The 21,672-nt window shown below is 40.4% G+C and carries 19 protein-coding genes, 3 tRNA genes and 1 rRNA gene; 19 read left to right on the top strand and 4 right to left on the bottom strand.

The window, feature by feature from the left end:
• Positions 1 to 27: 27 nt before the first annotated feature.
• A complete protein-coding gene (locus HMPREF1128_RS06735; protein WP_007525715.1) occupies positions 28 to 384 on the bottom strand; it encodes a winged helix-turn-helix transcriptional regulator in 357 nt (118 codons plus the stop codon).
• A gap of 166 nt (positions 385 to 550) precedes the next feature.
• Between HMPREF1128_RS06735 and HMPREF1128_RS06730 the strand changes: the two genes are divergently transcribed.
• The 7 genes from HMPREF1128_RS06730 (at position 551) to mrcB (ending at position 7,271) form a co-directional block, all read left to right on the top strand.
• On the top strand, positions 551 to 1,402 hold the full coding sequence (locus tag HMPREF1128_RS06730) for an SDR family oxidoreductase (RefSeq protein ID WP_007525667.1): 852 nt from the start codon (positions 551 to 553) through the stop codon (positions 1,400 to 1,402).
• A 261-nt stretch (positions 1,403 to 1,663) separates the two neighbouring features.
• The gene (gene rpsP, locus HMPREF1128_RS06725; RefSeq protein ID WP_007525753.1) at positions 1,664 to 1,912 is read left to right on the top strand and encodes a 30S ribosomal protein S16; all 249 of its coding nucleotides are present in this window, start codon (positions 1,664 to 1,666) and stop codon (positions 1,910 to 1,912) included.
• Positions 1,913 to 1,955: 43 nt separating this feature from the next.
• On the top strand, positions 1,956 to 2,483 hold the full coding sequence (gene rimM / locus HMPREF1128_RS06720) for a ribosome maturation factor RimM (protein WP_007525750.1): 528 nt from the start codon (positions 1,956 to 1,958) through the stop codon (positions 2,481 to 2,483).
• Positions 2,484 to 2,541: 58 nt separating this feature from the next.
• Complete coding sequence (gene trmD, locus HMPREF1128_RS06715) at positions 2,542 to 3,297, top strand: tRNA (guanosine(37)-N1)-methyltransferase TrmD (protein ID WP_007525699.1); 756 nt, start codon at positions 2,542 to 2,544, stop codon at positions 3,295 to 3,297.
• Between the two features lie 25 nt (positions 3,298 to 3,322).
• A complete protein-coding gene (gene rplS / locus HMPREF1128_RS06710) occupies positions 3,323 to 3,673 on the top strand; it encodes a 50S ribosomal protein L19 (RefSeq protein ID WP_007525695.1) in 351 nt (116 codons plus the stop codon).
• A gap of 248 nt (positions 3,674 to 3,921) precedes the next feature.
• Positions 3,922 to 4,779 carry a 1,4-dihydroxy-2-naphthoyl-CoA synthase gene (menB, locus tag HMPREF1128_RS06705; RefSeq protein ID WP_007525665.1) on the top strand — a complete coding sequence of 286 codons (858 nt, stop codon included), beginning with the start codon at positions 3,922 to 3,924 and terminating at the stop codon, positions 4,777 to 4,779.
• 83 nt (positions 4,780 to 4,862) lie between these two features.
• Positions 4,863 to 7,271 carry a penicillin-binding protein 1B gene (gene mrcB, locus HMPREF1128_RS06700; RefSeq protein ID WP_007525752.1) on the top strand — a complete coding sequence of 803 codons (2,409 nt, stop codon included), beginning with the start codon at positions 4,863 to 4,865 and terminating at the stop codon, positions 7,269 to 7,271.
• A gap of 92 nt (positions 7,272 to 7,363) precedes the next feature.
• On the opposite strand, the gene galK is transcribed toward mrcB, so the two are convergent.
• The gene (galK, locus tag HMPREF1128_RS06695) at positions 7,364 to 8,521 is read right to left on the bottom strand and encodes a galactokinase (RefSeq protein WP_007525725.1); all 1,158 of its coding nucleotides are present in this window, start codon (positions 8,519 to 8,521) and stop codon (positions 7,364 to 7,366) included.
• A gap of 18 nt (positions 8,522 to 8,539) precedes the next feature.
• Positions 8,540 to 9,586, bottom strand: coding sequence for a galactose-1-phosphate uridylyltransferase (galT, locus tag HMPREF1128_RS06690; protein WP_007525638.1), 1,047 nt, complete (start codon positions 9,584 to 9,586; stop codon positions 8,540 to 8,542).
• A gap of 173 nt (positions 9,587 to 9,759) precedes the next feature.
• Between galT and HMPREF1128_RS06685 the strand changes: the two genes are divergently transcribed.
• The 7 genes from HMPREF1128_RS06685 (at position 9,760) to accA (ending at position 17,921) form a co-directional block, all read left to right on the top strand.
• Positions 9,760 to 10,761 carry a substrate-binding domain-containing protein gene (locus tag HMPREF1128_RS06685; RefSeq protein ID WP_007525708.1) on the top strand — a complete coding sequence of 334 codons (1,002 nt, stop codon included), beginning with the start codon at positions 9,760 to 9,762 and terminating at the stop codon, positions 10,759 to 10,761.
• 164 nt (positions 10,762 to 10,925) lie between these two features.
• Positions 10,926 to 11,915 carry a galactose/glucose ABC transporter substrate-binding protein MglB gene (gene mglB / locus HMPREF1128_RS06680; protein WP_007525661.1) on the top strand — a complete coding sequence of 330 codons (990 nt, stop codon included), beginning with the start codon at positions 10,926 to 10,928 and terminating at the stop codon, positions 11,913 to 11,915.
• 64 nt (positions 11,916 to 11,979) lie between these two features.
• The gene (gene mglA / locus HMPREF1128_RS06675) at positions 11,980 to 13,500 is read left to right on the top strand and encodes a galactose/methyl galactoside ABC transporter ATP-binding protein MglA (protein WP_010128129.1); all 1,521 of its coding nucleotides are present in this window, start codon (positions 11,980 to 11,982) and stop codon (positions 13,498 to 13,500) included.
• Between the two features lie 16 nt (positions 13,501 to 13,516).
• Positions 13,517 to 14,527, top strand: a complete 1,011-nt coding sequence (gene mglC, locus HMPREF1128_RS06670; protein ID WP_007525649.1) for a galactose/methyl galactoside ABC transporter permease MglC — start codon at positions 13,517 to 13,519, stop codon at positions 14,525 to 14,527.
• Positions 14,528 to 14,691: 164 nt separating this feature from the next.
• Positions 14,692 to 15,417: a 1-acylglycerol-3-phosphate O-acyltransferase gene (locus HMPREF1128_RS06665; protein ID WP_007525640.1), complete on the top strand. Its 726-nt coding sequence runs from the start codon at positions 14,692 to 14,694 to the stop codon at positions 15,415 to 15,417.
• A complete protein-coding gene (locus HMPREF1128_RS06660; RefSeq protein ID WP_007525762.1) occupies positions 15,417 to 16,832 on the top strand; it encodes a multicopper oxidase domain-containing protein in 1,416 nt (471 codons plus the stop codon). The genes HMPREF1128_RS06665 and HMPREF1128_RS06660 overlap by 1 nt, the downstream gene beginning before the upstream one ends.
• Positions 16,833 to 16,967: 135 nt before the next feature.
• Positions 16,968 to 17,921 (top strand): acetyl-CoA carboxylase carboxyl transferase subunit alpha, encoded by a 954-nt coding sequence (gene accA, locus HMPREF1128_RS06655; RefSeq protein ID WP_007525723.1) that lies wholly within the window; start codon positions 16,968 to 16,970, stop codon positions 17,919 to 17,921.
• Between the two features lie 113 nt (positions 17,922 to 18,034).
• On the opposite strand, the gene glnA is transcribed toward accA, so the two are convergent.
• Complete coding sequence (gene glnA / locus HMPREF1128_RS06650) at positions 18,035 to 19,459, bottom strand: type I glutamate--ammonia ligase (protein ID WP_007525713.1); 1,425 nt, start codon at positions 19,457 to 19,459, stop codon at positions 18,035 to 18,037.
• A gap of 129 nt (positions 19,460 to 19,588) precedes the next feature.
• Between glnA and HMPREF1128_RS06645 the strand changes: the two genes are divergently transcribed.
• From HMPREF1128_RS06645 to HMPREF1128_RS06620, 5 genes are all read left to right on the top strand, one after another.
• Positions 19,589 to 20,014 carry a hypothetical protein gene (locus HMPREF1128_RS06645; protein ID WP_007525719.1) on the top strand — a complete coding sequence of 142 codons (426 nt, stop codon included), beginning with the start codon at positions 19,589 to 19,591 and terminating at the stop codon, positions 20,012 to 20,014.
• 189 nt (positions 20,015 to 20,203) lie between these two features.
• Positions 20,204 to 20,280 (top strand) — tRNA-Arg (locus HMPREF1128_RS06635).
• Between the two features lie 25 nt (positions 20,281 to 20,305).
• A tRNA-His gene (locus HMPREF1128_RS06630) sits at positions 20,306 to 20,381 on the top strand.
• A 26-nt stretch (positions 20,382 to 20,407) separates the two neighbouring features.
• Positions 20,408 to 20,484 (top strand) — tRNA-Pro (locus HMPREF1128_RS06625).
• A gap of 170 nt (positions 20,485 to 20,654) precedes the next feature.
• Positions 20,655 to 21,672, top strand: a 16S ribosomal RNA gene (locus HMPREF1128_RS06620); the annotation flags it as partial.

Genomic DNA, 21,672 nt, shown 5'->3' with positions numbered 1-21,672 from the left:
CCGCTTGTAAAAGCGGTGTTTTTGTATTTAAGCTCTCTTGCTTTCTAAAATTTTCCCTAAATTCGTTTCCAACCAATCGACCAAGTCAAACATCTTATTAGATGCTTCTGCTCCAAATTCTGTTAATGTGTAATCCACTTGCGGTGGCACGGTATTATAGGATTTACGAATTAACATGCCATCAGCCTCCAATTCCTGCAGGGTTTTAGTCAACATACGTTCGCTCACGCCATCAATGGCTCGGCGAAGTTCACTAAAACGCTTGGTGCCCGAATGTAAACTTACTAATACCAATGCACCCCAACGACTGGTTAAATGTTGCAAAATTTGGCGAGAAGGGCAAGCCGAAGCCAGAACATTCCCACGATTTAAATTTTTTTCCATTTTTAATTCCTTAAAAATCAACAAGTTAAAAATTATTTTTAAAAAATCTCAAAACTTACGTTTATGTAAGTACTTCTTAAAAGTAAGTATTGAAATATAATACGCCACATCAAGCGAACAATCAAATGTTCAAACATCATTTCAACTTAACGAGAAGGAAAACATCATGACAACTAAAACTATCGCAATTACTGGTGCAACAGGTCAATTTGGCGCAATCGCATTAGACTTATTAAAAGCAAAACACGCAAACGTCATCGCGCTCGTACGCTCTCCAGAAAAAATTTTAGGTGTAGAAGCTCGCAAATTTGATTATTCAAAAACAGAAGGACAAGTAGAAGCATTACAAGGCGTAGATACATTAATTTTAGTATCAAGTAATGAAATCGGTCAGCGTTTTGTACAGCATAACAACGTAATTGAATCAGCGAAAAAAGCCGGCGTGAAACATATTATCTACACTAGCTTACTCGGTGCAACCAACGACAACACAGTGAAATCTCTTGCCGGTGAACACGTTGAAACTGAAGCTGCACTAAAAACCTCAGACATTACTTACACTATTTTACGCAATGGTTGGTACACCGAAAACTACACAGCTTCAATTCCGGCAGCATTAGCAAACAATGCTTTCTACGGCTCAGCAAAAAACGGCAAAATTTCGTCTGTACTCCGTGCAGAACTTGCTGAAGCAGCGGTAAACGTTGCATTAAGTGAAGGTCATGAAAACCAAACTTACGAGCTTGCTGGATCAACCAGCTGGACATTAGCCGACCTTGCCGCAGAAATCAGTAAACAAACAGGTAAAGATATCCCTTATGCGGATATTCCTGCAGCAGATTATGCCGCAGCACTTGTACAAGCAGGATTAGATAAAGGCTTTGCAGGCCTAATTGCACAATGGGATGTAGATGCGTCAAACGGTGCATTATTCTCAGAAGACAAAACCCTTGAGAAATTGCTTGGCCGTCCAACAGCAGGATTGGATGTAGCAGTGAAACGAGCTTTATCCCACTAATGACATTTGACTAAAACAAGGTGTGGTTATTATCGCACCTTTTAAAATGGTGTTTGTTAAGAGATTGATTTAGCGATTACACAAAAGCTATTTCAGGAGAAGCATCTAGCGCATCTGCGCGATATCGTCCTTTTTCCTTGCATTTTTGCAAAAAAGCGGTAAAATTCTACCGCTTATTTTCTATATAAATAGAGATAAGTTTCGTACCCTCACCTCGAACGAGGGTTTATTTTTTTACTATCAACAATTTAGAGGAAGGTTATGGTAACCATTCGTTTAACTCGTGGCGGAGCTAAAAAACGCCCATTCTATCAAATCGTGGTAGCGGACAGCCGTTCACCTCGTGACGGTCGTTTCATCGAGCGTATCGGTTTCTTCAACCCATTAGCAGCAGGTCAAGCTGAACGTTTACGTTTAGACGTGGCTAAAGTTGATGCTTGGGTTGCTAAAGGTGCTTCACTTTCAGATCGTGTAGAATCTTTAGTAAAAGAAGCTCGCAAAGCAGCTTAATAAGCGGTTAAATTTTTAAAAAATTTTGCAAAAGGTGACGAATATGAGCGAACAAAAAATTGAAGTTGTCGGAAAATTAGGGTCAACCTATGGTATCCGTGGCTGGTTACGTCTCTATTCTTCCACCGAAGAAGCAGAAAGCATTTTCGATTATCAGCCATGGTTCTTAAAAATTAAAGGTCAATGGCAACCTATTGAGCTAGAAAGCTGGCGTTATCACAGCAATGATTTGATTGTGAAATTAAAAGGCACAGATGACCGTGAAGCCGCACAATTATTAACTAACGCTGAAATTGGCGTAGATTTAAGTGTGTTTCCAGAACTGGAAGAAGGCGATTATTACTGGCACGATTTAATCGGCTGTTCAGTAGTAAACCTTGATGGCTACACTATGGGCGTGGTAACTGAGTTAATGGAAACAGGTTCAAATGATGTGCTAGTGGTTAAAGCAAATAGCAAAGATGCTTTCGGCAAACAAGAACGATTAATTCCGTTCTTATACGAACAAGTAGTTAAAAGAGTAGATCTCACCACCAAAACAATTACGGTGGACTGGGACGCTGGTTTCTAACCTCAGGTATGCGGTGTGAGCTTTCGCTTTTAAGAGCAAGAACGTTGGGGGACAAATAATGTGGATTGGTATTATTTCACTGTTTCCCGAAATGTTTAAAGCAATCACTGATTTTGGGGTAACAGGTAGAGCAGTTAAACAAAATCTTCTGCAGATTCAATGTTGGAATCCGCGTGATTTTACAAAAGATAAACATAGAACCGTGGATGATCGCCCTTATGGTGGAGGCCCGGGAATGTTGATGATGGTGCAGCCGCTTCGTGATGCAATTCATGCAGCAAAAAAGGCAGCACAAGCAGAAGAGGGCGCAGAGGTTAAAGTAATTTACCTTTCGCCACAAGGTCGCAAACTCGATCAACAAGGTGTACAAACGCTAGCTTCAAATCAAAAACTGATTTTAATCTGTGGCAGATATGAAGGTGTTGATGAGCGATTGATTCAATCGGAAGTTGATGAAGAGTGGTCAATTGGCGATTATGTTTTAACAGGGGGCGAATTACCTGCAATGACATTAATTGATGCTGTTGCAAGATTCGTACCGGGTGTATTAGGTAAACAAGCTTCCGCTTTGGAAGATTCGTTTGCTGAGGGTTTACTAGATTGCCCACATTATACTCGCCCTGAAGTGTTAGATGGCATACCTGTGCCTGAAGTGCTGATGTCTGGACACCATGAGGAAATCCGAAAATGGCGATTATCGCAATCTTTGGAAAGAACTTGGTTAAGACGCCCTGAGCTATTGGATAGCCTAGCTCTGACTGACGAACAACAGAAGTTGTTGCGAAAAATTAAGCAGCAACACAAAATCAGTTAATTCTAGGATTTAGAAGGTTTATAAAATGAGTAACATCATCAAACAACTTGAAACAGAACAGTTAAAACAAAACGTACCTAGCTTCCGTCCAGGTGACACTTTAGAAGTTAAGGTATGGGTAGTAGAAGGTAGTAAAAAACGTTTGCAAGCGTTCGAAGGCGTGGTTATTGCAATTCGTAACCGTGGCTTGCACTCAGCATTCACTCTACGTAAAGTATCAAACGGCGTAGGCGTTGAACGTGTATTCCAAACTCACTCACCGGTAATCGACAGCATCTCTGTTAAACGTAAAGGTGCAGTACGTAAAGCTAAACTTTACTACTTACGTGAGCGTTCAGGTAAATCTGCACGTATCAAAGAGCGTCTTGGCGCATAATCAAGATTGCTTTAATGCAAAAAATCAAAAGCCTTGGGGAAACCCAAGGCTTTGTTTTTTTATGTGGTTATATAAACTTTATGCTTTAGAGAAAAAGATTTTTCCTACTTAAAGTCTAAGTGGTGTGTTTAATTGCAAGCGGTCTAATTTGTAAAAAAATTTGCAAATTAGACCGCTTTCTCTTCGACCGTTTCTCAAATTCAGCTATAATTGATCGAATTTTTTACACTGATGAAAGGAATTTTTTCATGCAAAATCCAAAAGATGATGTACTTTATGCTCCAGTTCAATGGGTTGATCACAGCGAAGGTTATACTGATATTCTTTACCATAAATCAGTTGACGGTATTGCAAAAATTACGATTAACCGCCCGGAAGTGCGTAATGCATTCCGTCCACAAACGGTAAAAGAGATGATTCAAGCTTTTTCAGATGCACGTTTTGATGAAAAAGTAGGTGTAATCGTATTAACTGGTCAGGGCGAACATGCGTTCTGTTCTGGCGGTGACCAAAAAGTGCGTGGTGACTACGGCGGTTATAAAGATGATAGCGGCGTACATCATTTAAACGTGTTGGATTTCCAACGTGATATTCGTACTTGTCCGAAACCAGTTGTTGCGATGGTTGCAGGTTATGCAATCGGTGGCGGTCATGTGTTACATATGATTGCAGACTTAACAATTGCGGCAGAAAATGCGGTATTTGGTCAAACTGGCCCGAAAGTTGGTTCATTTGATGGCGGTTGGGGTGCAAGTTATATGGCTCGCATCGTTGGTCAGAAAAAAGCGCGTGAGATTTGGTTCTTATGCCGTCAATATAATGCACAAGAAGCATTAGAAATGGGCTTAGTTAACACTGTTGTGCCTTATGCGGATTTAGAAAAAGAAACTGTGCGTTGGTGCCGTGAAATGTTGCGTAACAGCCCGATTGCATTACGTTGCTTAAAAGCTGCATTAAATGCGGACTGTGATGGCCAATCTGGTTTACAAGAATTAGCGGGTAATGCGACCATGTTGTTCTATATGACAGAAGAAGGGCAAGAAGGTCGTAACGCATTTAATGAAAAACGTGCGCCAGACTTCAGCAAATTCAAACGCAATCCATAATAAACTTCCTTAATGACAAGCGGTTGGATTTTGCGAATTTTTTGCAAAATTCGACCGCTTACTTTTAAATAAGATTGTACTCTATGCCTAATACTGAACGCCTCGAACAAGACGAACAACTTGAACAGCCTGTTAAGCAAACTAAGCGTGCTTATTTATTAAATACGGTAGTGAAGCTAATGATCGTTGTGGTGGCATTTATCACGTTTTATGCGATCTATTTGGATGGAAAAATCCGTGCCAAAATGGATGGTAAAACTTGGGAATTGCCAGCGGAAGTTTATGCTCGTATTGAGAGCATTAGTATTGATGATAATTTGACGCTTGAACAAGTCAAAACCGCTTTATTAGATAATGGCTATCGCCAAGTTTCGCAAATTGCAACACCAGGGGATTTCAAAATTGAAGATGATACTCTCGTGATGTTGCGTCGTGCTTTTGCGTTCCCGGAAACGCCTGAAGCACAGCGGGTACTTCGTTTGCGTTTTACTCAAGATAAGCTGTCACATATTGAAGATTTGGTGCAAGGTAAGTTAGTTGAAAGCTTCCGTCTTGACCCAAAACTAATTGCAATGTTGCATTCTGATAGCGATGAAGAGCGCCAAGCGCTTCGTTTGCAACAATATCCTTATTTCCTGATTCAAGCTTTGTTATTAACGGAAGATAAACGTTTTTATCAGCACGATGGGATTAGCCCGATGGGAATCGCACGTGCGTTAATGGCAAACTATCAAGCAGGTCGAACCGTACAAGGTGCAAGTACGCTAACTCAACAGTTGGTGAAAAATATCTTCTTAAGTAGTGAAAAATCGTTAAGCCGTAAGGTCAATGAAGCCTTAATGTCGCTGATTTTAGATTATCGCTACGATAAAAACCGTATTCTAGAAACGTATCTCAATGAAATTTATTTAGGGCAAAATGGTAGCTATCAAGTGCATGGCTTTGCGCTAGCGAGTCAGTTCTATTTTGGGCGTCCAATTCAGGAAATCACGCCTTCACAAATGGCACTATTGGTGGGAATGGTAAAAGGCCCTTCATTGTATAATCCATGGCGTAGTCCTCAAGCTGCGATGGATCGTCGTAATGTGGTATTAAAATTATTGGAAGAAAATGGCGCGATTACATCAGACGAATATCAATTCTTAGTCAAACAGCCATTAGGGGTAAAAGAAAAAGGCTCGATTTACCGTCAACAACCCGCATTTATGCAGGTGTTAAGCCAAGATTTAAAAAATGAATTAGGTGAAAATAAAGTTGCGCAGTTATCTGGTACGAAGATTTTTACTACGCTTGATCGTAAACAGCAGCGTTCAGCAGAACAAGCCGTGATTAACGGATTGGAAGAGTTAGAAGCTACGGATAAACGGATTAAAGATCTACAATCTGCGATTGTAGTTGCTGAATACAAGACAGGTAAGGTGCGTGCAGTAGTGGGCGACCGCTTAACACAGTTTGCAGGTTTTAACCGTGCGTTGCAATCACGCCGTCAGATTGGTTCTTTAGTAAAACCGTCGATTTATGCCATTGCGCTTTCTGACCCGAAAAATTTCCGTCTAAACACACCGATCAACAATAAACCCATTACTATCCAAGTGAAAGGTTCGGCACCTTGGACACCGAAAAACTATGATAAACGCTTTAGTGGCTCGGTAATGTTAATGGACGCGCTTGTTCGTTCTTTGAATATCCCAACGGTAAATATTGGGATGAAGGTTGGACTGAAAAAAGTGATCGCCAAACAAAAAGAGATGGGCTGGGATAATGTAGATATTCCAACATATCCTTCTATGTTACTTGGGGCTTACTCAATTTCACCTTATGATGTAACAAAATCTTATCAGGTGTTAGCAAATTCTGGCTTAAAAACACCGTTGACAACGATTGAGTCGATTACTGCTTTTGATGGTTCACAGATTTATCAGCGTGATATTGAAGAAGTGAGTGAACAAGTTTTACCACCAGAAGCTGCGATTCAAACGCTTTATGCTATGCAACAAGTGGTTGAACGCGGTACGGCGCGTAGTCTTCAAAATGAGTTTGCGCATTTGAAATTGGCTGGGAAAACCGGGACAACCAATAACGCACGTGATACATGGTTCGTTGGTGTTGATGGTGAAAATGTGACGACCGTTTGGCTAGGTAAAGATAACAACAGTGACACCTACTTAACAGGTTCAAGTGGTGCATTATATGTGTATAAAGCTTATTTACATCGTGCATCACCAACGGTATTCCGCTTGCCAAAATCAGCCAATCTGCAATGGGTGGGGATTAACGGCTTTGGCACAATTAACTGTGACCCAAATCGCCAAATTCCAATGTGGCGAGACCAAGGGCAACGTTATTGCACCAGTGCAGGTAACGTCGTAGAAAGTAAACCAAGTGTATTAAATGCCATCTCATTAGGAAAATCTAAAACAGAAAACACCACAGCCGATGTTTCTGAAGATCAACAAGCGATTCCAAACGAAGAAATTGCCCCAACTGAATAATTGGAAAATAAATTAGGCTAATCGAATGATTAGCCTAATTTTTTATGTGATTAACGGTTTGCAAATTTTTCCAAAATTTGACCGCTTGCAATTTAAGAAACGACGCTCACACCTTGTGAAGCGGTGCAAACATAGAAAGAGGGGGTTAACCCTGTTTGTTTTTGGTAGTTATCTTCAATGATTTTACGCACGGCTTCTACTTTATCGTGTGGAGCCAGTGCAACGATACAACCGCCGAAACCGCCGCCAGTCATCCGTGCGCCGCCATTTTTCCCGATCACTAATTGCGCCAATTCTACCAGGTAATCAATTTGTGCCACGGTAATTTCAAAATCATCACGCATAGAATCATGTGATTGCCCCATCAATTCCCCTAAACGGCTGAGATCGTTATGTTTCAGTGCTTCAACCGCATCAAGAACACGTTGATTTTCGGTAACAACATGTCTAGCGCGTTTAGCCACAACAGGATCTAACGCAGTTAATTCAGCTTCTTTGGCTTTAAATTCGTTGACTGAAACATCACGCAATGCTTTGACACCAAAAAATTGTGCAGCTTGTTCGCATTGTTGGCGGCGAGTATTGTATTCGCCAGTCACTAAATCATGGGGGACGTTAGAGTTCACAATAATTACAGAAACATCTTGTGGAACTGGAGTTGGCAGGGTTTCTAGGCTACGGCAGTCAATCATCAAAAGATGATCTTTTTGACCTAATGCGGAAATGAGTTGATCCATATTACCACAGTTTGCACCAACAAATTGGTTTTCAGCTTGTTGCCCAATGAGTGCAATATCAGTATGTGTGAGCGGTAATTGTCCAAGTTGTTGGCAGAATTTACCTACAGATACTTCCAATGCTGCAGAAGAGCTTAAACCTGAAGAAAGCGGCACGTTACCAGAAATGACAATATTCGCACCTTGTTTGAAATCTGGGCAACGTGCTTGAATAAATTTCACCACTCCACGGACATAGTTTGCCCATTTATGTGTGCTTTGAGTAATGGGTTCAGCTAAAGAAAACTCATCTTTTGCATTTAAGTCGGCAGCATAGACTTTCCAAGTTGCATCTTCTCTCGGCGTGCCGGTAACCGCAGTACCAAAGTTAATCGCACAAGGCATAACGAAACCATCATTATAATCAGTGTGTTCACCGATAATATTTACGCGCCCTGGTGCATAAACTGTTAAAGTAGGAGCTTGATGGTACAGTTCTTGGTATTTTTGCTGCGCTTGTTGAATTGGGGTCATATTACTTATCCTTTTAAATTATCTTTCTTTGTAATGCACTTCACTTAATGCGCGTAAGCGGTCGGCTGCTTGTTCTGCAGTTAGGTCGCGTTGACTTTCGCCTAACATTTCATAACCCACCATAAATTTGCGCACCGTTGCAGAGCGTAATAGTGGCGGATAGAAATGTGCATGAAGTTGCCAATGTTCGTTATCTTCTCCATTAAACGGTGCGGCATGGAAGCCCATGGAATAAGGGAAAGAAGTTTCAAATAAATTATCGTATTTGGTTGTGAGTTTTTTCAAAATTACAGCTAAATCCGCCGATTGTTCTGCGCTTAATTCAGTTAAGCGTTTTACATGTGCTTTCGGTAGCAGTAAGGTTTCAAATGGCCATACCGCCCAGTAAGGCACTACTGCCAGCCAATGTTCGGTTTCTACGACAATGCGTTCTTTTAATTCGATTTCACGTTTGGCGTAATCAACCAATAATACAGATCCATGTTTTTCAAAATATTGGCGTTGAGCTTTATTTTCACGAGCGACTTCATTAGGTAAAAAACTATTTGCCCAAATTTGTCCATGTGGATGTGGATTTGAACAACCCATTGCAGCACCTTTATTCTCAAAAATTTGTACCCATGGATATTTCTGACCGAGTTCTTCTAATTGGCTTTGCCATACGAGGATAACTGCTTCAATTTCTGCCACACTTAATTGTGGCAAGGTTTTACTGTGATCTGGAGAGAAACAAATTACGCGACTTTCTCCTCTAGCTTGCGCACTTTTGAATAGTGGATCATCACTTTCAGCTGGTGCTGGCGTATCAGTCAGTAAAGCGGAGAAGTCGTTTTGGAATACATAAGGTTGTTGATAATTCGGATTCTTCTCACCGGTAATGCGAGCATTCCCTGGACAAAGATAGCAGTGCGGATCATAACTTGGTTTTTGTTCCTCACTCACTTTCTCTTGTTGTCCTTGCCAAGGTCGTTTTGCACGGTGTGGTGAAACTAACACCCATTGGTCAATTAACGGGTTATAGCGGCGATGTGGATGATCTGTGGGTTCAAAAACAGCGGTATTCATACTCTATTCCTCACATTGTAATCGGTTACATTTCTAGCCGAACAAGATACGGGAAATTATTAGAAAAAACTGTGATATAGCTCACAAAAATGAAATGTAAGCGGTTAATTTTTGGGATTTTTTTGCAAAATGATCTATGATTAAACGATATTATTTTCTGCGGAGAAATCATCATGACGACAATTAGAGATGTAGCTGAATTAGCTCAAGTTTCTGTTGCTACGGTTTCGCGAGTATTGAATCACCATTCAGCCGTTAGCAATAAAGCTCGTGTGGCTGTTGAATCTGCGATGGCGCAACTTAATTATCAGCCAAACGCGAATGCCCAAGCACTGGCAGTGCAATCGACTGATACCATTGGTGTGGTGGTTACCGATGTGACTGACCCATTTTTTGCTATTTTAGTTAAAGCGGTGGATCATGTTGCAGAAGAATATAATAAGACGATTTTAATCGGTATTGGGTATCACCACGCAGATAAAGAGCGAAAAGCAATTGATACGTTATTACGTAAACGGTGTGGGAGTATGGTGGTTCACTCCAAAGCTTTATCTGATGATGAATTGCGACAATATTTAAGTCAGCATGAAGGAATGGTGATTATCAATCGGGTAATTAAAGGTTTTGAACACCGTTGTGTGAGTTTAGATAATCGTCAAGGGACATATCTTGCAACAGAAATGCTGATTCAACATGGACATCAGAATATCGCTTATATTGGTTCTAATCATAAAATTTTAGATGAATTTGAGCGAGAAAGCGGTTATTTACAAGCCTTAAAAGCACATAATTTACCTGTGTTAGACCAATCGATGGTGCATCATACGCCAGACTTTGAAGGCGGTGAAAAAGCGATGATTGATTTATTAAGTTATAACAAGAATCTTACTGCAATCGTAGCTTATAACGATTCAATGGCGGCAGGCGCCATTTCAGTGTTACATGAAAATAATATTGCTGTACCAAGTCAGTGTTCGATTATTGGTTTTGATGATATGCCGATTGCTCGTTACTTGATTCCTAAACTAACTACTATTCGGTATCCTATTGATTTAATGGCAAATTATGCTGCTAAGCTAGCACTGAGTTTAGCGCATAAAGAGATTAAACCACCACCATTTATTCAATTTAATCCCACTTTAGTTCGGCGTTTTTCAGTAGAAGCATACAGGTAAAATGTGATCTAGTTCACAAAATTTGATTTTTCTTTGTATTTTTTTGTAAACGTTTTCATATTTGTGAGGTGGATCACATTTTAAAAATAGGTTGTTCAGTATCATAGTGCGCAAAAGGTACAACCTCTTTTACTTACCTCAGTATTCCAAACAGGAGCGTTATTATGAAAAAAACAGCTATTTTAAGTGCAGTTGCATTAGCAGTTGGTTTTGCAACTGCAGCACAAGCCGCAGACACCCGTATCGGTGTAACCATTTACAAATATGATGACAACTTTATGTCTTTAATGCGTAAAGAAATCAATAAAGAAGCAAAAGCGTTAAATGATGTTGAGTTGCTCATGAATGACTCTCAAAATGCGCAATCTATTCAAAACGACCAAGTAGATGTATTGCTTTCTAAAGGTGTAAAAGCATTAGCAATTAACTTAGTTGACCCAGCTGCGGCACCAACCATTATTGGTAAAGCAAAACCAGATAACATTCCTGTTATATTCTTTAATAAAGACCCAGGTGCAAAAGCCATTGGTTCTTATGAACATGCTTATTACGTAGGTACTGACCCGAAAGAATCAGGCATTATCCAAGGTGATTTAATCGCAAAACAATGGAAAGCAAACCCAGCTTTAGACTTAAATAAAGACGGTAAAATACAATATGTATTATTAAAAGGCGAACCGGGTCACCCTGATGCAGAAGCTCGTACTAAATATGTTGTAGAGCAATTAAACGCAAAAGGCATTCAAACCGAACAACTCTTTATTGATACTGGTATGTGGGATGCTGCAATGGCAAAAGACAAAGTTGATGCATGGTTATCTAGCTCTAAAGCTAATGAGATTGAAGTGATTATCTCTAATAACGATGGTATGGCAATGGGTGCATTAGAAGCAGCACGCGCACATGGTAAACAATTACCGATTTTCGGTGTGGATGCTTTACCTGAAGTGTTACAGTTAATCAAAAAAGGTGAAATTGCAGGTACTGTATTAAATGATGGCGTTAACCAAGGTAAAGCTGTAGTTAACTTAGCCAACAACCTCTCTCATGGAAAACCTGCCACGGAAGGTACCAAATGGGAATTAAAAGATCGTGTCGTACGCATCCCTTATGTAGGCGTTGACAAAGACAATCTTTCTGAATTCTTAAAATAATTAAATAATATTTATCGTATTGAAAGGGGGAAAGCGATTTCCCCTTTTTTTGACGAGGTTGGATATGACAGCACAAAATTCTAGTCAACCGAGCGAAGTCTTACTGACCATGACGAATGTCTGTAAGTCCTTTCCTGGGGTAAAAGCCTTAGATCACGCGAATCTTACTGTCCGCTCGCACTCCGTGCATGCGTTGATGGGGGAAAATGGCGCAGGCAAATCGACTTTGCTCAAATGCTTATTCGGTATTTATGCTAAAGATGAAGGCGAAATTCTTTTTTTAGGTAAACCTGTTAATTTTAAAACCTCTAAAGAAGCGCTTGAAAATGGGATTTCCATGGTGCACCAAGAATTAAACTTGGTTCGCCAACGTAGTGTAATGGATAACCTTTGGCTTGGCCGTTACCCACTAAAAGGCCCATTCGTTGATCATGCAAAAATGTATCGCGACACTAAAGCGATTTTTGATGAGTTGGATATTGATATTGATCCAAGAGAAAAAGTAGCAAAACTTTCGGTTTCTGAAATGCAGATGATCGAGATTGCTAAAGCTTTCTCTTACAATGCCAAAATCGTGATTATGGATGAACCGACTTCTTCCCTTTCTGAAAAAGAAGTAGAACATCTCTTTAAAATTATTCAAAAATTAAAAGATCGTGGTTGTGGCATTATCTATATTTCACACAAAATGGATGAGATTCTCAAAATTTGTGATGAAATCACTATTCTTCGTGATGGTAAGTGGATTAACACCGTTCCAGTGAAAGAAACCACCATGGAAAAAATTGTTTCTATGATGGTAGGTCGTGAATTAACTCAACGTTTCCCAGAAAAAACTAACGTACCAAAAGAAGTTATCCTAAAAGTAGAACATTTAACCGCGGCAAATCAGCCTTCAATTAATGATGTTTCTTTCGAATTACGTAAAGGTGAGATTCTTGGTATTGCGGGTTTAGTAGGGGCAAAACGAACCGATATTGTTGAAGCAATTTTCGGTGTACGTGAGCTAAAAAATGGTAAAGTCTTCTTACATGATAAAGAAGTTCGTAACCATTCTGCATTTGATGCTATCAATAACGGTTTTGCTTTAGTGACTGAAGAACGCCGTTCAACAGGGATTTATGCGAATCTCAGTATCGAATTTAACTCGTTGATTTCAAATATGAAATCTTATCTCACACCATGGAAATTGCTTAGCAATAAAAAAATGCGTAGCGATACTCAATGGGTAATTGATTCGATGAATGTAAAAACGCCATCGCATAAAACCTCAATTGGTTCATTATCAGGTGGTAACCAACAAAAAGTAATCATTGGACGTTGGTTACTTACTCAACCTGAAATTTTGATGCTTGATGAACCAACTCGTGGTATTGATATCGGTGCAAAATTTGAAATTTACCAACTTATTCAAGAGTTAGCGAAAAAAGACAAAGGCATCATTATGATTTCATCTGAAATGCCAGAGTTATTAGGGGTTACCGACCGCATTTTAGTAATGAGTAACGGTAAAGTGGCTGGTATTGTTGAAACGAGCAAAACCTCACAAGAAGAAATTTTGCAGCTCGCCGCAAAATATTTATAGAAATAAGGGATTCACTATGAGTGCTTTCGAAAAAAATAAATCTTTCGATTTTCTAAAACAAAATGCTATTTATTTTGTGTTGTTAATCTTACTTTTTGTCATTATTGCGCAAGATCCTTCTTTCTTGAACTTAATGAACTTCAGTAACATTCTTACTCAATCATCTGTGCGCTTAATTATCGCTCTTGGTGTAGCAGGCTTAATCGTAACACAAGGTACTGACTTATCTGCCGGTCGTCAGGTGGGTTTAGCTGCGGTGGTTGCTGCAACCATGTTACAAGCAGTGGATAATGTGAACCGTGTTTTCCCTGAAATGGGGCAAGTTCCAATTCCAGTTGTGATCCTAGCTGTTTGTGCTATTGGTGCTTTAATTGGTTTATTTAATGGCCTAGTGGTTGCTTACCTTAACGTAACACCATTTATTGCGACCATGGGGACTATGATTATCGTTTACGGTGCAAACTCACTTTATTACGATAGCGTTGGTGGTTCTCCAATTGCTGGCTTTAGCCAAGAGTTCTCTGATTTTGCACAAGGCTTCTTCCGTTTTGGTAGTTTCAAACTTTCTTACATCACCATTTATGCAGCTATTGCAACCTTATTTATGTGGGTGCTTTGGACTAAAACTCGCTTTGGTAAAAATGTGTTCGCTATCGGTGGTAACCCAGAAGCAGCAAAAGTTTCTGGTGTAAACGTAGCGAAAAACTTAGCGTTAGTTTACATGCTTTCTGGTGCATTCTATGCTTTTGCGGGTATGTTAGAAGCAGGTCGTATCGGTAGTGCAACGAACAACCTTGGCTTTATGTATGAAATGGATGCTATCGCAGCTTGCGTAGTTGGCGGTGTATCTTTCGCAGGTGGGGTAGGCTCAATCATTGGTGTTGTAACAGGCGTGTTAATCTTTACGGTAATTAACTATGGCTTAAGTTACATCGGGGTAAATCCTTACTGGCAATACATCATTAAAGGTAGCATCATTATCCTTGCGGTAGCGATTGACTCTTTAAAATATGCGAAGAAAAAATAACGCTTAAATGCGTAAATATTAGCGAAGACGGAAGTGGAATATCACTTCCGTTTTTATTTTGTAAATTCTCTACAAAAAACGACCGCTTACACTTTGGAAAATATTGCTAAATTCGCTATACTTCACCTAATTTCACCAGATTTTCTCTTATCATTAGGTCTATTATGTTAAAACTTCTTCGCATCATTGCGATAATTATTTGTGCTATTTTTATTTGTTTAGCTGGCGTAGTTTATGCGATTGTTCGCTTACGCAATCCAAACTGTGTAGGAGATGTCGCTAGAATGTTTAGTTCTATGCGCCACCTACTTGGTATCAATTTGATTCGCCGAACGAAAGCCCCTTTAGACACGCCTGCGATTTATATTGCTAATCACCAAAACAATTATGATATGGTGACCATTTCATCAATGGTACCACCTAATACAGTGACTATTGGTAAGCGTAGCCTCATTTGGATTCCTTTCTTCGGTTTAGTTTATTGGGTAACGGGTAATATTCTTATTAACCGAGAAAAACGCACCAGTGCGATTGGAACCATGACTAAAGTAGGTGAAATTATCAAGGAGCGTCAAGTGTCGATTTGGATGTTTCCAGAGGGCACACGTAGCCGTGGGCGTGGTTTACTACCATTTAAGACAGGAGCTTTTCATACCGCGATTGCAGCGGGAGTACCAATCGTACCGATTGTTTGCTCAACATTGCATAATAAAATAGATTTAAATCGCTTAAATAATGGAACAGTGATTTGTGAAACGCTTGAGCCGATTGATACCAGTGGCTATAGCCGTGAAAATATCAAAGAATTGATTGAAAAATGTCATGCTATTATGCAAGCAAAAATAGAAGCGTTAGATAAAGAAGTTGCTGAGTTGGAGAGCAAAGCCTAATGGATGCTTCATTTACACGAAGAGAACTATTACAGCGTGCGACATTGGCGGGCGCAATGCTTTCATTGCCGCAATCACTTTTTGCTGCCGAACGAAAATCCTTATATATTCCACCGCTTATTGATGTAGGGAGAGGTCGCCCTGTCCGATTAGATTTACGTACAGCACAAGCGCAATTTGAGCAAGGAAAACTTGTAGAAGTGTGGGGTGTCAATGGACAGTATTTAGCACCAACAGTACGGGTTCGCACTCAAGATTTCGTTAAACTCACTTATGTGAATAATTTGACCCAAGCTATTTCAATGAATATTCAAGGTTTATTAGCGCCAACAGAAATGGTTGGTTCTATGCATCGAACTTTGGAGCCTAAAAGTAGTTGGTCGCCCATTGTGACCATCAATCAACCTGCCTGCACCTGTTGGTATCACGCGGATACCATGTTTAATAGTAGCTTGCCACTTTATCGTGGGCTCGCTGGTCTGTGGATTATTGAAGATAAAGCGAGCAAAGAAGCAAAATTGCCGAATCAATATGGTGTCAATGATATTCCGCTAATTTTGCAAGATCATCAATTTAATAAGCAAGGCGTGCAAGTGCTAGATATGAATCAAGCACAATTTTTTGGTAAAACCTTATTAGTAAATGGTCGCCCAGCAACTTATTTCAACGCAAATCGAGGTTGGATTCGTTTACGTATTCTCAACGCCTCTCTTTCTCGCCCTTATGAATTACGTTTAGATAACGGCCAACCGCTTCATCAAATCGCTACAGGCATGGGGATGTTTGCTGAGCCGATTGCTCGCCCAATGATTCGCCTTGCCCCAAGTGAACGAGTAGAAGTGTTAGTTGACCTAAGTCAGGGAGAAACAGTTTCACTTATTAGTGGCGAAACTCGAGGCATGTTAGATCGTGCTCGCCGATTATTCAGTGATGATAAAGAGCTCGACGATAATGTTATTTTAGAACTTAGGCCAGAAGGTGCGGCGGCTGTTGTTAATGAAAAACCGCAATTGCCACCATTCGAATTAAGCGAATTTGAAATGAAAATTGCCAAAGAGCGCCATTTTCAATTTCGTCCATTAGATAGACTTATTAACCAAAAGCAATTTGATCCGAAACGCATTGATGTAGAGGCAAAAAAAGGCACCGTTGAACGTTGGTATCTCACTAGTACAGAAGCTATTGGATTTACCTTACAAGGTGCTAAATTTTTGGTAGAAACGCGTAACCGCCAAAAATTAGCAGTAAAAGAATATGCTTGGAAAGACACGCTGTGGCTAGAACCTAATCAAGAAACGACTATTTTAGTTAAATTTGAACATACGGCTAGCGCAGAATTGCCATTCAGTTTTGGTGTGGCTGATTTTATGCTGCGTGACCGTGGCGCAATGGGACAAATGACGGTAAGCGAATAATTATGTTCCAACAAGCGGTCGGATCTGTATAGAAATTTGCAAAAAAATCAGGAAAAATGACCGCTTTTTCCCACAACTTGTTCTCTATCAGGTAAAATACCTCACAATTTTCTCTGGAAAACAGAAGGACTAATCATGAGCCAAGAATATTTAGATTTTGAACTGCCGATTGCTGAATTAGAGGCAAAAATTGAATCGTTACGTGCAGTGGCAGAGCAAGATGACAAAATCAATTTAGATGATGAAATTGCTCGCTTACAAAAGAAAAGCGAAGAACTAACAAAAAAAACCTTTGCAAGTTTAGATGCATGGCAAACCTCAAAAATGGCACGCCATCCAAATCGCCCTTATACATTAGATTACATTGAACACATTTTTACTGAGTTTGATGAACTTGCTGGTGATCGCGCTTTTGCAGATGACAAAGCGATTGTTGGTGGTATTGCACGTTTAGATGATCGCCCTGTGATGGTAATTGGTCATCAAAAAGGTAGAACAACTAAAGAAAAAGTAAAACGTAATTTTGGAATGCCAGCACCTGAAGGTTATCGTAAAGCATTGCGTTTAATGGAAATGGCAGAACGCTTTAACTTACCAATTATTACATTTATTGATACGCCAGGGGCTTATCCTGGCATTGGTGCTGAAGAGCGCGGTCAGGCAGAAGCGATTGCGCGTAATTTGCGTGAAATGTCACAATTAAAGGTTCCTGTGATTTGTACCGTGATTGGTGAAGGTGGCTCTGGTGGCGCGTTAGCGATCGGCGTAGGCGATAAAGTGAATATGTTGCAATATTCTACTTATTCAGTTATTTCGCCTGAAGGTTGTGCTTCTATTTTATGGAAAAGCGCAGAAAAAGCTTCAACAGCGGCAGAAGTTATGGGATTAACCGCACAACGCTTAAAAGAGTTAAATCTTATTGATAGCATCATCGCAGAGCCGTTAGGTGGTGCACATCGTGATTATGTATCAATGGCGGAAAACCTTAAAACGCAAATTCTCGCCGATTTAGCTGAGTTAGATACGCTTGATCAAGAAGCGCTACTTGCTCGTCGTTATGAACGCTTAATGAGCTATGGATATTGCTAATATAGAATAAACAATGCGAAGTCCCTTAATGAATATTAAGGGGCTTTTTTATATCCTATATGCCTGAAATAAAAAACCGACCAAGCGGTCGGTTTTTGTTTGCTTTTTGCAAATTAGTAGTACATTTCAAATTCTACTGGGTGTGGAGTCATATTTAAACGTTCCACTTCTTTACGGCGAATACCGATGTATGCATCGATAAATTCTTTAGTGAATACGCCACCTTGTGTTAAGAACTCAAAGTCTACCGCTAATGCATCTAACGCTTCACTTAATGAACTTGCTACCGCTGGAATATCTTTTAATTCTTCTGGTGGTAAGTCATATAAGTTCTTATCCATAGCATCACCTGGATGGATTTTATTAATGACACCATCAAGACCTGCCATTAATAGTGCAGCAAAGCATAAATATGGGTTGGCAAGTGGATCTGGGAAGCGAGCTTCTACACGTGTTGCTTTCGGGCTAGTTACCGCAGGAATACGGATTGATGCTGAACGGTTACTTGCTGAGTAAGCTAATAAAACCGGTGCTTCAAAACCAGGCACTAAACGTTTATATGAGTTAGTTGATGGGTTAGTAAATGCGTTCAATGCTTTCGCATGTTTGATAATACCACCGATGTAGTAAAGCGCAGTTTCAGAAAGGCCTGCATATTTATCACCCATAAAGACGTTCTTACCATCTTTACTTAATGACATATTACAGTGCATACCTGAGCCGTTATCACCTGCAAATGGTTTTGGCATAAAGCAAGCCGTTTTCCCGTGTTCAAGTGCAACGTTTTGTACTACATATTTATAAATTTGAGTTTCGTCTGCTTTTAACGTTAGGCTGTTAAAACGGGTTGCAATTTCGTTTTGTCCTGCTGTTGCTACTTCATGGTGATGTGCTTCAATAACAAGGCCCATTTCCTCCATAATTAAGCACATTTCAGAACGAATGTCGTGTGCGGTATCAATTGGTGCAACTGCGCAGTATCCGCCTTTTTTCAATGGACGATAAGCATTATTCCCGTTTTCGTATTTACGGTTGGTATTCCACATCGCTTCAATATCATCAATATGATAAGAAACATTTTGTGGATCGGTTGAAAAACGAACGTCATCAAATAAGAAGAATTCTGGTTCTGGGCCAAACAATACGCTATCTGCGATACCAGTTGATTTTAAGAAGTTTTCTGCACGGATCGCAATTGAACGAGGATCGCGGTCATAGCTTTGCATAGTGTTTGGATCGTAGATACTGCAGCGTAGAGAAAGGGTAGGAATTTGTGCGAAAGGGTCAACAACAGCGGTTTCTGCGATTGGCATTAATAACATATCTGCTTTATTGATGGCTTTCCAACCTTCAACGGATGAACCGTCAAACATTTTACCTTCTTCAAAAAGGTCCTCAAGGTCATCTGCAACAAGGCTGACAGGAAGTGATACTCCGTGTTCTTTGCCTTTAATGTCAGTAAATCTTAATAAGACGAATTTAATATCATTTTCACGAATTAGCTTCGCCACGTTTGCAATTGCGGTTGCATTTGACATGTGTGTTAGTCCTCTATGGGTTATTTTTAAATAAAAAAATCGCAAATATCATAGCATTTTTGGCCAGAAATTTGTGATTTTTTTCATACAAATTTGTTACAATCAAAGTCCATATTATAAGGATAAGACATGAAAAAAAGCATTCTGTTCGCACTCTTTATGCTCAATGCATGCAGTAGTGGAAATAGCGATCCACGAATAGGAAAAGCGGAATTAACTAAACTCAAACGTTGGGAAGCCCAAACGAATATTGATGCCAATATTGAAATAGAATTGAACCGACGTAACCCACAAACTGATGAAAGTTTCATGCAAATCGTTAATGAAACGGTAAAGCGCAGCGTAGAAAAAGAAAAACAGCAAATTAGAGCACTTAAGCTAGAACATCGTGAAGTGAGAAAAATCGCACAATTATATGAAGAAATGCTAACAATCACACCAGAGTTATATCAGGCGACTTTAACAAGTGATAAAAAACGTGTTGTTATGCTACAAGCGAAAATAGAGCAGCTTAACCAGCAATCTGTTAAGTTAGAAAAGCAAATATTTCAATAAATTTGTAAAAGCTCTAATAAAAATGACCGCTTCCATGGTGTAAAAAACAGCAAATTATGTAAATAATCGCCTTTTTGATGAAAATAAAGACTTTTAGCAAGAAAAGTGAAATTTTTTGAAAAAAAAACTAGACAAGCATAATTGAAATCTATAATATACGCCTTCGTTGCGACGCACTGATTAAACAACGCGTTCGTAGCTCAGTTGGATAGAGCGTTGGCCTCCGGAGCCAAAGGTCGCAAGTTCAAATCTTGTCGAGCGCGCCAGAAGCAATGCGATATCAACTCTTTGGTGGCTATAGCTCAGTTGGTAGAGCCCTGGATTGTGATTCCAGTTGTCGTGGGTTCGAATCCCATTAGCCACCCCATTTAAAAATCTCGAAAGAGAATCAGACGGCGAGTAGCGCAGCTTGGTAGCGCAACTGGTTTGGGACCAGTGGGTCGTAGGTTCAAATCCTATCTCGCCGACCACTTTTATTTTTGTTCTTTAACAACATATCAGACAATCTGTGTGGGCACTTGTTGATTGACTTGATTTAAAAATATTTTTAATTTTGAAGTCTTAATAGGTGCTAACTAGAAATTCATTATACTTTTTAAGTAGTGACATTTTATGTCAGCAGTATTGAGCGATTGAACTTGAATTGAAGAGTTTGATCATGGCTCAGATTGAACGCTGGCGGCAGGCTTAACACATGCAAGTCGAACGGTAACAGGAAGAAAGCTTGCTTTCTTTGCTGACGAGTGGCGGACGGGTGAGTAATGCTTGGGAATCTGGCTTATGGAGGGGGATAACTACGGGAAACTGTAGCTAATACCGCGTAATATCGAGAGATTAAAGGGTGGGACCGCAAGGCCACCTGCCATGAGATGAGCCCAAGTGGGATTAGGTAGTTGGTGAGGTAAAGGCTCACCAAGCCGACGATCTCTAGCTGGTCTGAGAGGATGACCAGCCACACTGGAACTGAGACACGGTCCAGACTCCTACGGGAGGCAGCAGTGGGGAATATTGCACAATGGGGGGAACCCTGATGCAGCCATGCCGCGTGAATGAAGAAGGCCTTCGGGTTGTAAAGTTCTTTCGGTAGCGAGGAAGGCATTTAGTTTAATAGACTAGATGATTGACGTTAACTACAGAAGAAGCACCGGCTAACTCCGTGCCAGCAGCCGCGGTAATACGGGGGGTGCGAGCGTTAATCGGAATAACTGGGCGTAAAGGGCACGCAGGCGGTGACTTAAGTGAGATGTGAAAGCCCCGGGCTTAACCTGGGAATTGCATTTCATACTGGGTCGCTAGAGTACTTTAGGGAGGGGTAGAATTCCACGTGTAGCGGTGAAATGCGTAGAGATGTGGAGGAATACCGAAGGCGAAGGCAGCCCCTTGGGAATGTACTGACGCTCATGTGCGAAAGCGTGGGGAGCAAACAGGATTAGATACCCTGGTAGTCCACGCTGTAAACGATGTCGATTTGGGGGTTGGGCTTTAAGCTTGGCGCCCGTAGCTAACGTGATAAATCGACCGCCTGGGGAGTACGGCCGCAAGGTTAAAACTCAAATGAATTGACGGGGGCCCGCACAAGCGGTGGAGCATGTGGTTTAATTCGATGCAACGCGAAGAACCTTACCTACTCTTGACATCCAGAGAACTTTCCAGAGATG

The organism is Haemophilus sputorum HK 2154 (genome assembly GCF_000287615.1).
Lineage (GTDB): Bacteria > Pseudomonadota > Gammaproteobacteria > Enterobacterales > Pasteurellaceae > Haemophilus_A > Haemophilus_A sputorum.
This window is presented reverse-complemented; position numbering and strand designations above follow the sequence as displayed.